At 57.1% G+C, this 13,551-nt stretch carries 13 protein-coding genes; 10 read left to right on the top strand and 3 right to left on the bottom strand.

The genetic code is table 11. From position 1 onward, the window contains the following. Positions 1-63: 63 nt before the first annotated feature. Positions 64-516: a GNAT family N-acetyltransferase gene (locus tag H8K04_00780; GenBank protein ID UVT16136.1), complete on the bottom strand. Its 453-nt coding sequence runs from the start codon at positions 514-516 to the stop codon at positions 64-66. A 154-nt stretch (positions 517-670) separates the two neighbouring features. Here H8K04_00780 and H8K04_00785 point away from each other — a divergent pair, with 154 nt between their 5' ends. From H8K04_00785 to H8K04_00795, 3 genes are read left to right on the top strand one after another with little or no spacing between them, the layout of a single operon-like run. Further along, entirely contained in the window at positions 671-1,156 is a 486-nt protein-coding gene (locus H8K04_00785; GenBank protein UVT16137.1) for a macro domain-containing protein, read from the top strand. 60 nt (positions 1,157-1,216) lie between these two features. Next, positions 1,217-2,398, top strand: coding sequence for an amidohydrolase (locus tag H8K04_00790; GenBank protein ID UVT16138.1), 1,182 nt, complete (start codon positions 1,217-1,219; stop codon positions 2,396-2,398). Between the two features lie 20 nt (positions 2,399-2,418). Continuing rightward, entirely contained in the window at positions 2,419-4,068 is a 1,650-nt protein-coding gene (locus H8K04_00795) for a GNAT family N-acetyltransferase (GenBank protein UVT16139.1), read from the top strand. Between the two features lie 282 nt (positions 4,069-4,350). Here H8K04_00795 and H8K04_00800 read toward each other — a convergent pair whose 3' ends face one another. Then, positions 4,351-4,665 carry a hypothetical protein gene (locus H8K04_00800; GenBank protein UVT16140.1) on the bottom strand — a complete coding sequence of 105 codons (315 nt, stop codon included), beginning with the start codon at positions 4,663-4,665 and terminating at the stop codon, positions 4,351-4,353. A 541-nt stretch (positions 4,666-5,206) separates the two neighbouring features. On the opposite strand from H8K04_00800, the gene H8K04_00805 reads away from it, so the two are divergent. From H8K04_00805 to H8K04_00815, 3 genes are read left to right on the top strand one after another with little or no spacing between them, the layout of a single operon-like run. Further along, positions 5,207-6,040 carry a CBS domain-containing protein gene (locus tag H8K04_00805; protein ID UVT16141.1) on the top strand — a complete coding sequence of 278 codons (834 nt, stop codon included), beginning with the start codon at positions 5,207-5,209 and terminating at the stop codon, positions 6,038-6,040. A 49-nt stretch (positions 6,041-6,089) separates the two neighbouring features. Beyond that, complete coding sequence (locus tag H8K04_00810) at positions 6,090-6,371, top strand: ribosomal protein L7/L12 (GenBank protein ID UVT16142.1); 282 nt, start codon at positions 6,090-6,092, stop codon at positions 6,369-6,371. A 59-nt stretch (positions 6,372-6,430) separates the two neighbouring features. Further along, positions 6,431-7,012, top strand: a complete 582-nt coding sequence (locus H8K04_00815) for a nuclear transport factor 2 family protein (protein ID UVT16143.1) — start codon at positions 6,431-6,433, stop codon at positions 7,010-7,012. Positions 7,013-7,031: 19 nt separating this feature from the next. Here H8K04_00815 and H8K04_00820 read toward each other — a convergent pair whose 3' ends face one another. Continuing rightward, a complete protein-coding gene (locus H8K04_00820; protein UVT16144.1) occupies positions 7,032-7,430 on the bottom strand; it encodes a hypothetical protein in 399 nt (132 codons plus the stop codon). Between the two features lie 8 nt (positions 7,431-7,438). Here H8K04_00820 and H8K04_00825 point away from each other — a divergent pair, with 8 nt between their 5' ends. The 4 genes from H8K04_00825 (at position 7,439) to H8K04_00840 (ending at position 13,520) form a co-directional block, all read left to right on the top strand. Continuing rightward, positions 7,439-7,882 (top strand): hypothetical protein, encoded by a 444-nt coding sequence (locus H8K04_00825; GenBank protein ID UVT16145.1) that lies wholly within the window; start codon positions 7,439-7,441, stop codon positions 7,880-7,882. Between the two features lie 312 nt (positions 7,883-8,194). Next, positions 8,195-10,924, top strand: a complete 2,730-nt coding sequence (locus tag H8K04_00830) for a cation-translocating P-type ATPase (GenBank protein UVT16146.1) — start codon at positions 8,195-8,197, stop codon at positions 10,922-10,924. A 460-nt stretch (positions 10,925-11,384) separates the two neighbouring features. After that, positions 11,385-12,251 carry a hypothetical protein gene (locus tag H8K04_00835; protein ID UVT16147.1) on the top strand — a complete coding sequence of 289 codons (867 nt, stop codon included), beginning with the start codon at positions 11,385-11,387 and terminating at the stop codon, positions 12,249-12,251. Between the two features lie 9 nt (positions 12,252-12,260). Continuing rightward, the gene (locus H8K04_00840) at positions 12,261-13,520 is read left to right on the top strand and encodes a hypothetical protein (GenBank protein ID UVT16148.1); all 1,260 of its coding nucleotides are present in this window, start codon (positions 12,261-12,263) and stop codon (positions 13,518-13,520) included. Positions 13,521-13,551: the final 31 nt, after the last annotated feature.

The raw sequence follows: 13,551 nt of genomic DNA on the forward strand, positions 1-13,551 counted from the left end.
CCGTTGCGCCGATGGAAGGATGGGTTGTCTGACGATTCCTCGCGGTGCCTCGAGAAAGGCGGCTCAGCGGTATTTTGCGAAGCAGAGAAGGTCGAGATGGTCGTAGTGATCGGGAAGAATCGTTTCGGCCTTGTAGCCGAGCTTCATAAAGAACTGAATGTTTCTCGCCGTGCTCAGCATGGTGCAGGCGTAAAATTTATGGGCATCGGTCGTCGTTCGTTCGATCTCACGGATCAGCGCCAGGCCGACTCCCTGACGCCGGTGAGTCGGACTCACGGAGAGCAACCGGATCACGCACACGCCGGCCACCGTCCAAAAGCGCACGGAACCGACAATCGTACCTTCCTCTTCCGCCACAACAATATGCTTCTCTCTTGCATCCTCTTTCAGGCTCTCAAGGGTTTCCGTGGTCCAGCCGCTTACCTTGTAGAGGCCGGCATATTCACCGAACGCAGCCTCTTGCACGTGGAGGAGGGCAGGAAAATCTACCTCGGTCGCCGGTTTGATGTGAACCACGATGTAGATCCTCGGTTAGGAAGGGCTTCTCACTTTCATAGCGGAAGGGGAGGAGATTCGCAAGTACGGTTGACTTCATGTTGATAGAGGCGGTGTGAGACAACATGCGTAGAGGTGCCATGCCGTTTCGACCCAAGAATTCAGAGGAGGTTCCATGTTGAAAGAAGTAAAAGGAGATATGTTGCGGACAAGGGCGGAAATGGTGGCGCACGGCGTGGCCCCGAACGACGGGTTCGCGAGCGGCCTCGCGTTGTCTCTGAGGCAGCAGTGGCCTGCCATGTACAAGGATTTCAGGCATTATTGCCAAACGTTTGCGCCAAAGACCGGAGAATTGTGGGCTTGGGCTGGTGCAGGTGGTGTGCGAATCGTGAGTCTGTTTACTCAGGAGCCAGCTTCCAGCCATGGAGCCAAACCGGGGAAAGCCACGATCGAGAACATCAATCACTGTCTTAAAGCCCTCGCCAAGTTGATCGAAAGTGAGAAGATCAAGAGCGTCGCACTTCCTCGTTTGGCGACCGGTGTTGGCGGACTCGAGTGGAAAGACGTGAAGCCTTTGATCGAAAAGCATCTCGGCCACTTACCCGTTCCTGTCTACGTGTACGAGACGTATCAACCAGGCGTGCAGTCGAAAGAAGGATGAGGTCTCGACGTCCGGTTGGACCGGCTTGATCGCGGTGAACTGAGTACAGTGAGAACCCCCATGCCATTCGTTCCTCAAGACTTGTATGACCGACTGGTTGCGGTGCGAAGAGAGCTGCATCGGTATCCAGAGTTAAGTTGGCAGGAAGCGCGAACGGCCGCCGTGATCAGCGCATTCCTTCAGCGGCTCGACGTTCGACACCGCCCGAACGTGGCGGGCACCGGCGTGGTCGCGGATATACCCGGAGAGGCCGGAGTTCCGTGCGTGGTGCTGCGGGCCGACACCGATGCGCTTCCCGTTCAAGAAGAGACCGGCCTTGAGTTCGCATCGGTGCATGACGGCGTCATGCATGCTTGCGGCCATGATGGACACACAACGATGTTGCTCGGCGCCGCTGCGCTGCTTTCCCGAGATAGAGACTTACCGGCGCCGGTGCGGTTGATTTTTCAGCCTGCTGAAGAAAAAGGCACCGGCGCGATGGCCATGATCAGGGAGGGCGTCCTTGACGGTGCGGGCCTGATCTTCGGTGGGCATCTGGATCGGCATTACCACCCAGGTACCATTGTGGTGAGTGAGGGACCAGTGAACGCCTCATCCGATAACTTTACGATCGAAATCATCGGGCAAGGAGCTCATGGTGCCAGACCGCACGAAAGCATCGATGCCGTGGTGGTGGGGAGCCTCATGATCATGGCGTTGCAGACTATCGTCTCACGAGAGGTGGATCCGGCCCGTCCTTCTGTTGTCTCAGTCGGCCAATTTCATGCGGGCACTGCGCCGAACGTGATTGCGGGACAGGCCAAACTGGAAGGAACAGTACGGGCTCAGGATCCAGCTGTCCGGCAACAACTGCTCAACTCCGTGCGCCGCATTGCCGAGTCCATCGCACAGTTGCATGGGGCGAAGATTCACATCGTGGTCACAGAGGGCACGCCGCCGCTCGTCAATCATCCGGAGATGGCGACCCTCGCGCGACGTGCTGCGATCGAAGCGGTCGGCGAGGCGAATGTGTTGCCGCTGAAAACGGCCAATATGGGAGCGGAAGACTTCAGCTATTACCTGGAGAAAATACCCGGTGCCTATGTCCGATTCGGCAGTCAAGTTCCCGGCCGAGAAGGCTATCCTGCACATTCCAGTAAGTTCGACTTCGATGAAGAAGCTTTAGCCGTAGGGGCGGCGTATTATCAGGCCATCGCCAAGATTGCCGGCCACCAACTCCACAAGCAAGCGGCGTCCGTCTGATCTGCCCCAACGGGAGGATCATGATCAAAATCCGAGAAGCCCGCGAAGAGGATGTCGGCCAGATCCGTGAGATCTTCCTCGCCGTGTACGGCACGGATTATCCGCATCGCGAACTCTACGATGAACTCTGGCTGAAGCGTTCCGTCTTCACGGACGATGCCCTTATTCTTGTGGCTGAAGATACGGAAGCAGGCCGCGTCGTCGGGACAGCCTCCGTGCTCTTCGACTTCGGAGCCCATTCCGATCTCGTCGGAGAATTCGGCCGCCTTGCCGTGCATCCGGACTATCGTCGGATGCAGGTTGGGAAGCTGCTCATGGACAAGCGGCTTGAGGCCATCAAGAACCGTTTACATGTGGGACTTGTTGTCGCGCGTACCGTGCATCCCTATGCCCAGCGCATCAGTCTTGCCCAAGGATTCATTGCCACTGGCTTTCTGCCGCTCAAGCACTTCTTTCGCCACCGGGAGAGCTTTGCGCTGCTGGCTCGGTATTTCAGCGATGCACTCGCATTACGCCGCAACAACCCGCGCATCATCCCCGAAGCCTATGCGCTGGCCAATATGGTGATGAACCAGCCGCCCTTCACACCGGATTTTATTGTGGACGAAGACTCCGCCTCCTACCCTCCCGGCGGGGATTATCGCCTCGAGCAATTGCAAGCCGAGGGCTATCCCGCCTTACTGCGTATCGAACGAGGTCGAGTGCGGAATCGAGAGATTTTCGGACCCATGCGGCTGGATTATGGTTTCTTCAAGCTACAGGCGCGTCAAACTAATTACTTTCTTGCCCGCTCCGGCGGCCAGATCGTCGGGGCAGTCGGCTATACGATGGACCCAGTCGAGCACACTGTGCGGGTGTTCGAACTCATTGCGCTGGCCGACGATGTGGTGCGATTTCTTCTGGCTGAGCTGGAACGGAAGTGTCGTGAGGAGATGGGGATCGAGTACACTGAAATCGACGTCAGCGCCTATGCGCCTCGCATGCAGAGGACTCTGTTGGAGTTGAATTTTCTCCCGGTTGCCTATGTGCCGGCCATGGTGTTCTATCAAGTGGAACGGCTCGACATCATGAAGATGGTGCGCTTGAACAAGCTCCAAGATTTGGGGCCGCTGGGTCTGATGGAACCGGTCCAGGCTGTTGCCGACGTCGTGATGCGAGGGTTTTCTACTTGCATCATCGCCCCACGTATGGCGCAAGCGATCAAAGAGGTCCCGTTGTTTCATGGAATGAACACTGAACAGGCGATGAGACTGGCTGGGGTCTGCGCAGTAAGGAGCATGCGGGCGGGCGAACGGCTCTTTACCGAGCATGATCCGGCCGACAGGCTGTACCTTATACTTCAGGGGCACGTCACCATCAGCGGCGGTCCTTCTTCGCGCGTCATCGGTACCGTGCACACTGGAGAGAGCTGCGGCGAAGTGTCGCTCCTCTCGGCCAGACCCCACTCAGCCACGGCGACAGTTTCAGAGCCCATCGAAGTGGCCGAACTGCTTCGGCGAGATCTGGAAGATCTCATTCGACGTCGTCCAGACATCGGTGTGACCATCTACCGAAACCTGGCCGTTGGCCTTGGAGACAAGCTCCTGCGTTCCGGCAATGGGCAGGGTCAAGGGCGAAGCGAGGCCGAGAGTGTGTCGCTTACTTCAGAGAGTGTGTTACACGGGACGTAATGGGAACTCCACCGATCTCCTCTCCGCCCTTTCCCCGTCGACGTTAAATGACGGGTGATTGGACGTCGAATCGGTGTCGTCACGCAGCCTGACTCTCGTACCGGTGTCGTTCAGAGCTTCCGCATCTCTTCAATGGTGGCGGGACGCGCTGATTATGACGGATCACATCGTCGATGATCATTCCACAATTGACGCAGCGCCACCCATGAAAGTCTGACGACGAACCGATCTGTACCGAGATACTGTCGTCTCGAACGGCGAGGCCGTTACATCGTAGGCAATTCATCGTTCATCTCCCCGTAGACTGTCCCAGCCCATCCGGGGAGCCGGGTCCGGAACCCGCACAGCATGGATCATCCGCTCAATTCGCGCGGCGCGCAGCAACACCGTCCCGTCTTGAAAGCCCAGCACATACCGCTCCAAGATGCCGGGGGGACAAAGACGATAATCGTCGGTACGATCCCGGTTCATCACGGCATCACGCAGCCCGTTTTCTTCGGCCTGCCACCCATCCATCTCAGGCTCCGTTCGGGCTTGCGCAACCTGTCGCCGACACCACTCAATACGAACAGTGACGGGGTTTGTGGTCCGTTCCATGGTTCACCCCTTTCGTTATCCAAGTCGTCCGCTCCGCTGTAACAGCAAGTTGGATGCCACTGCAGAGAGATATCGAGTCGCACTTCGCGCCATTTCCCTCGCTGAAGGTTTGTACGCAATTCAAATGAGTTGCAGCAGGAAGAATGGTTACGTGTCCAGATATGTGGATACCAAAGTAGCGTAGGAGGTGAAGGATGGAGCGTCCAGATTGTATGGTGAGCGAACTAGGTGGAACCCTTGCTGTGAAGCCTGGAGCGACCATTCAAAGGGGGCTGGGGAGCCTGTGGTTTCCAGGAAGCTTTTGGCAGGGAAGAAATTATGAGGTCAGGAGTCCTCCTTATCGGCGTGAAGTGAAGGATGGAGAGGCGAGAGTGTATGCTGACCGAGCTAGGAGGGACCCTGGGAATTCGTTTCCGGTATCTTCATCGCACTATCGTCCATGTGCGCGGCCGCTCAGATATCAGGTATAGTGGTCGCCATGGATGTCGGAGGAAAATGGTCCCGGGCCATTCGTTGAACGATCAATCTGTAAGGAGCTGCGATGGAACATCGAGGGGGAGCCGTTCAAGATTTTATGCATCGCTACCTGGAGGTAGTTCCCCGAGATACGACGGTAACGGCCGCGGCCGAGCGGATGGGTGTCAGACGGATCGGCTGTGTGTTGGTGGAATCAGATGATCCCAAGCGAGGACCGTACGGGATTACAACGGAGACGGATCTCGTGCGGAAGGTGCTTGCGAAGGGATTGGACCCCACGATCACGACGGTAGATCAGGTGATGGTCAGCCCGATTTTGACGATTGCCGGGGACCGCTCCATGTTGGATGCCAGCCATTTGATGGAAGCCAATCATGTGCGCCATCTCTGTGTCGTGGAAGCTGATGAGATTGTCGGGATCATTTCGGTGCGAGACCTCGTGCGATCGTTTGTGGATGCGGAGAGCGGCCCCGTTTGTGAACTGAACAACGTGTACCGCCCGCTGAGTGTCCTCATGGCGGTGACTCTCGCGACGATCCCCAGTGATGCGTCTCTGCTGGAAGCCGCTCAGTTGATGACCGAGAAACGGATTGGATCCTTGCTGACGATCGAAGCCGGCGAAATCGTCGGCATTGTGACCGAGCGTGATCTGGTCCGCAAAGGGCTGGCCACCAACCGGCATGCACGCGGCACTCATGTCGGTGTCGTGATGAGCTCTCCTCTGTTCAGCATCGATGTCAATCGTACGATACGCGATGCCAGTCAAGTGATGGCCGAACAGGGGGTGCGCCACTTGCCCGTGACGGAGAATGGAAAAATCATCGGCGTGCTCTCCGTGCGGGACTTGGTAAAAATGGTCTCTGTCCGTGATCGGCCGAGGTTTCTCGGCAAGACTTAGCAGGATGAGGAGCCTCCCGCGTATCTCGGCGCACGGTTCCGACGCTGACATGACGAACACATCACGGCGTTCTCCGGATCTTCCCAAAACGGCGGTTGAAGCGCTGTGGCATGGCAATGTGATCGAGGCGATCAAAGTTGTTCGTCAGCAACGGAATATCGGTCTGAAAGAGGCGAAGGATTTGGTGGATGCCTACATCGCTGCTGAACCGGCGCTCAAGAAAAAGATGGACCGGATACTCGCAACGGCGCGGCAGAGATTTGTCCGTTGGCTGGTCGGGTTTCTGGTGCTTGCTGCCGGAGTTGCGTATCTCATGCTGAAGCCGTCATAGCCACAACGTAAAAAATGAAGCATCCCAAACCAGGTTGGCATGGTGACGTGGAGTGCGCAATGAATCGGGGGAGGACGTTGGCTCTGTTCCTTGTGTTGGGGCTCGTGTTGTGTCGATCCTTCGAGCCCGTTGCCGTGCTGGCGAAGGTCCAACTCCTGCCGGAGACCGCGCTGCTGGTGGAAGGAACGAAGATCACTGAGCCACGCAGTCTGTCGCGCCATCCAGTGGTGAACGGGCTGCTCGCAGCGTTCGAACGTGCCGAAGCCGCGCTGCAGAAAGAGGATGTAGACGCCCTCATGAAATTTTATGCTCCGACCTATGACTACCATGGCTTGAAAGAAAACGACGTGCGACGGGTGTGGGGGGAGGTATTCCAGCATTATAGGGCCGTGGAATCGCTCCATCTGTTTTCCGATATCAAGGTCTCGCAGGTGAATAATACGCTTCGCGCAGAGGTTACCTGCACAGGAGGGTTGTACGGGACCGACGAACGTACGGGGAATCGAGTGACACTCGATAGCTGGTTTCGCGAAGTCCACTATCTGGTGAAAGAAGATGGCAACTGGCGGTTTCTTGGTAATGCCGGCGAAGTGCCGGCCGCCGCTCCTTTTGCCTCGGCCCCTCATCACCCGTTGTTCTGATTCGTTGCATCTTCGAGAGTTAGGTGTGCCGTCGACGAACGAGGATGGCGGGCATGACGGCAAAAAGCAGGAGACTCGCGTAGTAAGCGGCGCCTGAGACAGGATCGCGGTCGAAGAAGACTTCCGGTGCCGCCATCCCTCGAAACAATATTCCCACGACCAAGTCGCCGATCAACACGAGCCCCATGGCAAGAACCCCAACAGCGAGGGCTGAGGACAGGCGACGCTCATCCAACCTCCGATGGACTATCCGCCGGGCCGCGACCACGATGACAGTGAGCATCAGTGGCATTTCACAGAGTTCTGCAGCTCTCTCTCCCAGCAGCGGAACGAGAAGGAGGACACGCCCAATTCCCAGCACGAATCCCGCCCCAAACACCAAAAGAAAGTAGAGAACCGCCGTGCGCAGTATCCGCATAAAAGCTCATGTTAGCTGAGAGGCTGTTTGCCATACATAAGTCATACCAAGCGCTCCATGATCCGGAAATGCCGTATGCCGTACATGCCCGTCCAGCCGAGCCAACGTCAAATCCAGGAAGACGCGAACAGACCGTTTCTGGTACACTCCATCGCACGATGACGGAGGAATCACGAGTGGAACACAATCTTCCCCATAAGGCACTGGAAGCGCTGTTGGAAGGCAACCGCGGCAAAGCGATCGAAGAAGTTCAGCTTGAGAGAAATATCAGTCGGGAGGACGCCAGAGAGATCGTCGCGGCCTTTATCCTCTCGCAACCTTCTCTCCAAGATAAAATGAGATTCGTGGAGAACCGGGCAGGGACACAATGGGGTCTCATGCGCTGGTTGATCTTGCTTCAAGCGATTGCGGTCGCAGTCGGATATTTCCTCTTTTTCCGAGATCAATGGTGAGCGTACTTGCCTGGGCTCGCGTGCCCCACCGTTCCTCATTTTCTGTGTCGCTCCTCTTCCTTTGACACCGGCTTTCTTCTGCCGTCGCTCGACCAAGCCAGGTTTCAGCATGGTGCCCAATGGATAGTGCCAAGCGGATCAGAAACGCATACATTCGCCTTTTCTCACGCCACCTGTCCCATTTGGCCACCTCTCTCGATCAGATATCGTGGCAAAACGCCACGAGTCTTCCTGCCGACGTCGGCATCCTCGTCGAGGGTTGCCGAGGCATGTACTCTGCTATGAACGGTCGGTAAAAGAGCTTGTCTTCTCATGGAGAGCGGAACCCCCGCGTTAAAGGAAACGGTGTCGAAGACGCCGTGGCACCAATTGGAAGCGATGGCTGTGGCCGCAGCGCTCCGCACGGATTGCAAGGTCGGCCTCAGCGTGGAAGAGGCCCACCGACGAACGCAAGAAGGACCCAACGAACTACCTGAAGCTCCTCCTCCCTCCTTGCTGAAACTCTTTGTCTCGCAATTCACCAGTCTTATCGTCTGGGTGCTGATAGGAGCCGCGGTCGTGTCCGGTTTGCTGGAAGACTGGATCGATGCGGCGGCAATTCTGGCCATCGTCTTTCTCAATGGTTTGCTCGGATTCGTGCAGGAGTTCCGAGCCGAACGATCGTTGGCGGCCCTGCGCAAAATGTCTATCGCAATGGCCCGCGTCATCCGCGACGGCGCGCTCCAATCCATCCCGGCACGAGATCTGGTGAAAGGGGACCTCATCACCCTCGAGGCGGGTGATCGCATTCCGGCGGATGCGCGTCTATTCCATACGGCGAATCTTCGAGCTCAAGAAGCCTCACTCACCGGTGAATCAACGCCCGTGCAAAAACAAGCGGATCGGCTCGATGCCGTCGCGGTGCCACTGGCCGATCAAAGCAACATGGTGTTTATGGGAACCGTGGCCGTATCCGGTAAGGCCCATGGGTTGGTGGTGGCGACAGGTCTCGGTACGGAACTGGGTCGGATCGCCGCCATGATTCAGAAGGCGGCGGAGGCGGAACGTGCCGAGACTCCGCTGCAGCGCCGGTTGGAACAATTTGGCCATACACTTTTGTGGCTCGCGATCGGCGTGATTACAGTGGTATTTGCTCTAGGGTCTCTCCGGGGTGAGCCGCTGGTGGAGATGTTTCTCATATCGGTGAGTCTCGCTGTGGCGGCCGTACCAGAAGGCCTTCCCGCCGTGGTCACCATCACATTGGCTTTGGGTGTGACCCGGATGGCCAGGCGACATGCCCTGATTCGGAAACTCCCCGCCGTTGAAACGCTGGGTTCCGCCACGGTCATCTGCACCGACAAGACCGGCACCTTGACGAAGAACGAGATGACGGTCGCGTGCCTGATTGTGGACAATTCCCGCTTCGACGTGACCGGAGAGGGATATGAGCCGTCCGGGGAGATCCGTCCCGTACACCGCAGTCATCCACCATCATTCCTTCCAGCAGGCATGAGTCAGCTGCTCACTGCGGCAGTCCTCTGCAACGGTGCGGCATTGCGACAAGAGAACGGAATCTGGCAGGTCGTCGGCGATCCGACCGAAGGGGCGCTGCTGGTGGCAGCGGCGAAGGCCGGCCTCACGAAAGATGAACTGGAACGCCGGGCGCCGCTGGAACGAGAAGTGCCGTTCGATGCCGATCGCAAGATGATGACGATCATCCGCCGGACTGAGCAGGGCAGCATGGCCTACAGCAAAGGAGCGCCGGATGTCTTGCTGAAGCGTTGTTCCGGTCGCCTGACGCTGGATGGCCGCACCGAACAATTGGATGAAGGGCATCGCCGGCTGATCGCTGATACCAACTCGTCGCTGGCGCGGCAAGCCCTCCGCGTATTGGGTGTCGCCCATCGTCCTCTTGACCGAGCGGCGGGGGGGGCGGAGGAGGTCGAGCGCGATCTGGTCTTTCTCGGTCTCTTCGCGATGAAGGATCCCTTGCGACCCGAAGCGACGGAGGCGGTGCGCCTTTGCCGGGAGGCCGGTATCCGAACTGCCATGATCACAGGAGATCACAAGGACACAGCCGTCGCGATCGCTCGTGAGTTGGGCCTGCATCGCGATGAGACGGTGGCATTGTCCGGGCTCGAGCTCGATGGCTTGACCGACGAACAACTGGCGCAACGCGTCGAGCGCGTGAGCGTGTATGCCCGTGTCTCAGCTGAACACAAGCTGCGCATCGTCGAGGCCTGGAAACGTCGCGGGGCAATCGTTGCGATGACGGGAGACGGCGTGAACGACGCGCCGGCGGTTAAAGCCGCGGATATCGGCGTGGCCATGGGGCTGGCTGGGACGGATGTGACAAAAGAAGCGGCCGATATGGTCATCACGGATGACAATTTCGCGTCGATTGCGGCCGCGGTGGAGGAAGGCCGCGGCGTCTTCGACAACATCAGAAAAACGGTCCACTTCCTCTTGTCGTGCAACGTCAGCGAAGTGCTCGTGATGTTGTTTGCCGCACTCGTCGGCTTACCGCTTCCGCTTCTGCCCATTCAGATCCTCTGGATGAATCTTGTGACCGACGGGTTCCCAGCCTTGGCGCTTGCGGCTGATCCGAAAGCTCCGGATCTCATGAGTCAGCCACCCCGAAGGCCGGAGACGAAGCTGCTTGATCGGGGACGACTGTTGGCAATTGGGGCAGAAGGGGTGATGTTGGCGGTCATCGCAGTGAGCGTATTTGCATACAGTTTATTTGTCTGGGAACAGCCGATTGATCAGGCCCGCACCGTGACGTTCACCGTGATGGTCGTTACGCAACTGGTGCACGCCTTCAATTGCCGGAGTGATCGCTGGTCGCTTTTTCGGCTTGGGCTGGCCACCAACCATTCCCTCGTGCTCGCGTTCTTCGTATCGCTAGGCGCTCAACTGGCCATCCTCACCATTCCGGCTGCCGCGCCGATTTTCAAAATCGCTCCGGTACCCCTCGAATCTTGGGAACTGATGGTCTCCATGGGGCTGCTCACCTTGGTCGCGATGGAAGCAGTTAAGTGGTGGAAACAGCGAGTGAAATAGCCCCTATCAACTGGTTAGATGAGGATGAGCAGGTGCTTTCCCGAGTTCAACCCTTCCGATCTACCTAGTCTCTTCCAAGCAGACTGTAGGGAAGTGAAAACGGTTCTTCAGAGGCCGCCTGGTCAGACTGACACGGATTCACTGACAAACATGGGTTTATGAATCTCCACGGTGAGTGGCCCGGATGGTGCAGGAATTCAGGATGTAGGATGAGGGGGTGGGATATGAGTAATACCGGTTCCAAGTCAGACACCAGCCATCCATCGGCAAACGAAGGGGATTGAATAAAGCCGAAATAATGGATTACTGTTAAGGCGAGATGTTTATCTGAAAGTCGGCAAACAATACTTAATCTACCAAGACTTCGGCGTTCAGAACAACGGACAAAACTATCGAGTGAGACAGAATATTTGTCCAGTGTTCTCCCGATGTCGGTCGAGGCACAATAGGCGAGACAAGAATGCATAATACGCTCAGTAAGGGCCAAGCGATGGCTGATCGTACGGCAACGGTGAGCCGCCTGGAAGAGGTGGTATCGACGTCGGATGAGTTCGATCAGGTCGTTTCACAAGCGTTACCGAGTTTGTTGGATCGAGCGACGAGTTATACGAAGCGGTTCCTACGGGAAACCGGCCAGTGGAATGACGACATCGAGCACGAAAAATTCGCGTTGCGTTGGGGTTCGGAATACCTTGAACGTTTTCTTGTCTGTGGACGCAGCGAAGTTCCATGCCGGCCGTTGTTCCTGTTCGACTCATTGGTGGCCAAGCAGCACAGCAAACCGGAACCGTTTTGTTATCACCCGGATTTACTGAGGCCGCTCGGCCGGTTTCTCGACGGGCTTGTCGCGCGGGCGGTCATCAGCCGTGACGCCCTTATCGCGTTGTATCGCCACTGTTACGGGTGGGGTGCAGGGGAAGTGATTGCGGTCACCGGACTGAATGGGTTGGAAAGCCAACGTATCTATAAGAACTTCCGGCGCTGGCGTGAGAGCGGCTGGCAGCGTACGATGAATGAGGTGGGTCTGACCAAGACAGAGTTAACTGAGTTGAGTACCCAGCAGCAGCGCCATCGTCAACGATTCAACAGTGAGGCTGAACGGCTCATCCGGGTTGCCCAGGCACATTACCGAAAAAGTGAGCCGGATCATTACCCCTGCCTCTCACGGTCTCAATGGGGAGAGATGTTCACTCAAGGGTATGGGTGTGATTACCGGATTTGGCATCTCGCGCTTTGTCTGGATTGCATGCAAGCGGCCTGGGGACTTGGGGTCAATGGATCGTTGAGCGGAGAAAAGCCACGTCTGGAATTGCAAGTTCGGCCGTAAGGAGGCTCTATGAGTCACGAAGAGGATGTAGAAGTCTATCGATCACAACTCCTTGAGTCGCTGAACAGTCGCCCCAGCCGCTCTACCCGCGACACATCGGATCCAATCCAAGTATATGTCAACGAGCGGCGTGTCGGGGTGCTTGAGGGTGCGAACATCGGTGCGACGCTGCACGTGCAGAGTCTTGAACGTATCGAGACAGTCCAGCTTCGGACCGAGGAAGGATCGCTCCTAGGCGGACTTGCCGCCCCTGAATATGGGTTCAGAACGGATCGTGTTCGGCTGTCTTCCGATGTCGTCGAACTGTGTGTTCATAATACGGCCCAAGGGGGATCACTCAGCGCAGTGTTTGTTCCCGCGCCAAGTTTCTGGAGTCAGGCCTGGAAGGGCTTCGCTGCTGTTGTCGATACGTTGGCGGTCCGTCGTTCGAATGCCACCGTCGCGCCGGGTATGCGCAATCTCGCCTTCGCACAAGTGGTACTCGTGATCCTCATCGGCGGATTAGTCACAGACCGAATGACAGGGTGGATGACTCCAGAGCAAGTCTCAATGCCGGTCGCCCAAGAAGAGGTCTCGCCACCTGCGTCACTTGCTCAAGTGGCAAAACTCGAACAGCAATTGGATGAGCTTGCGCGAATGCAAGCAAAAGTCGGAGAAGCCCTTGGCTCTCACCAGAAAGGCATGGCGCAACTGCAGCAAGCCATGGTCAAACTCTCGTCGACGCAGGACTCCGTCGAGTCCAGCGTGCTGACCGTCAGACAGGAATTGGAAAGGCAGCAGGCAACAAGCCGGGAAGTCGAGCGCGTGGTGCACCAGCCCTCGAACAAGGCACAAATGAGACATGGACAGATCGAAGCAGCCATTCGAACCCTCACCGTCGACAATGACCGGCTATCCAAGGAAGTCGCCGGGCTGGAACAGTACAATCAAGACCTGAAAAACAAGTTGCTTGCGGCTGGCCTCGGTGCTTCGAAAGGCTCCGATGTGAATCCGGACAAGCTATTGGCTCGGCAAGCTGAGGTGATGCAACCGGCCCAACAGGCGGTACAGAATGGTCAATCGCAACCGTTTCTCTTCTGGGTCACCTTCAGTGAGGGAACCAGTCAGGAAAGCATTGACCAATGGTTGAATGAAATGAAGGGCCATAAAGGAGCAGTGAACGAAGGTTGGCAGGAAGTACGGATCGTTCCACCGGCAGTCCCGCCCGATCGATTCTTGGAGCAGATCAGAGGGGAAAAAATCGTAAAGGCTGCGCGGATCACCCAGTAGTTGTAGGCTCCGCGAAGGGATGTGCACCTGC

The sequence above is a fragment of the Nitrospira sp. genome (assembly GCA_024760525.1).
In the GTDB taxonomy this organism is placed as follows: Bacteria; Nitrospirota; Nitrospiria; order Nitrospirales; family Nitrospiraceae; genus Nitrospira_D.

Bases quoted from the DNA above. Each gene is read 5' to 3' on its own strand.
- H8K04_00785 (UVT16137.1), top strand. From the start codon at position 671: ATGTTGAAAGAAGTAAAAGGAGATATGTTGCGGACAAGGGCGGAAATG.
- H8K04_00790 (UVT16138.1), top strand. From the start codon at position 1,217: ATGCCATTCGTTCCTCAAGACTTGTATGACCGACTGGTTGCGGTGCGA.
- H8K04_00795 (UVT16139.1), top strand. From the start codon at position 2,419: ATGATCAAAATCCGAGAAGCCCGCGAAGAGGATGTCGGCCAGATCCGT.
- H8K04_00800 (UVT16140.1), bottom strand. From the start codon at position 4,665: ATGGAACGGACCACAAACCCCGTCACTGTTCGTATTGAGTGGTGTCGG.
- H8K04_00805 (UVT16141.1), top strand. From the start codon at position 5,207: ATGGAACATCGAGGGGGAGCCGTTCAAGATTTTATGCATCGCTACCTG.
- H8K04_00810 (UVT16142.1), top strand. From the start codon at position 6,090: ATGACGAACACATCACGGCGTTCTCCGGATCTTCCCAAAACGGCGGTT.
- H8K04_00815 (UVT16143.1), top strand. From the start codon at position 6,431: ATGAATCGGGGGAGGACGTTGGCTCTGTTCCTTGTGTTGGGGCTCGTG.
- H8K04_00820 (UVT16144.1), bottom strand. From the start codon at position 7,430: ATGCGGATACTGCGCACGGCGGTTCTCTACTTTCTTTTGGTGTTTGGG.
- H8K04_00825 (UVT16145.1), top strand. From the start codon at position 7,439: ATGTTAGCTGAGAGGCTGTTTGCCATACATAAGTCATACCAAGCGCTC.
- H8K04_00830 (UVT16146.1), top strand. From the start codon at position 8,195: ATGGAGAGCGGAACCCCCGCGTTAAAGGAAACGGTGTCGAAGACGCCG.
- H8K04_00835 (UVT16147.1), top strand. From the start codon at position 11,385: ATGCATAATACGCTCAGTAAGGGCCAAGCGATGGCTGATCGTACGGCA.
- H8K04_00840 (UVT16148.1), top strand. From the start codon at position 12,261: ATGAGTCACGAAGAGGATGTAGAAGTCTATCGATCACAACTCCTTGAG.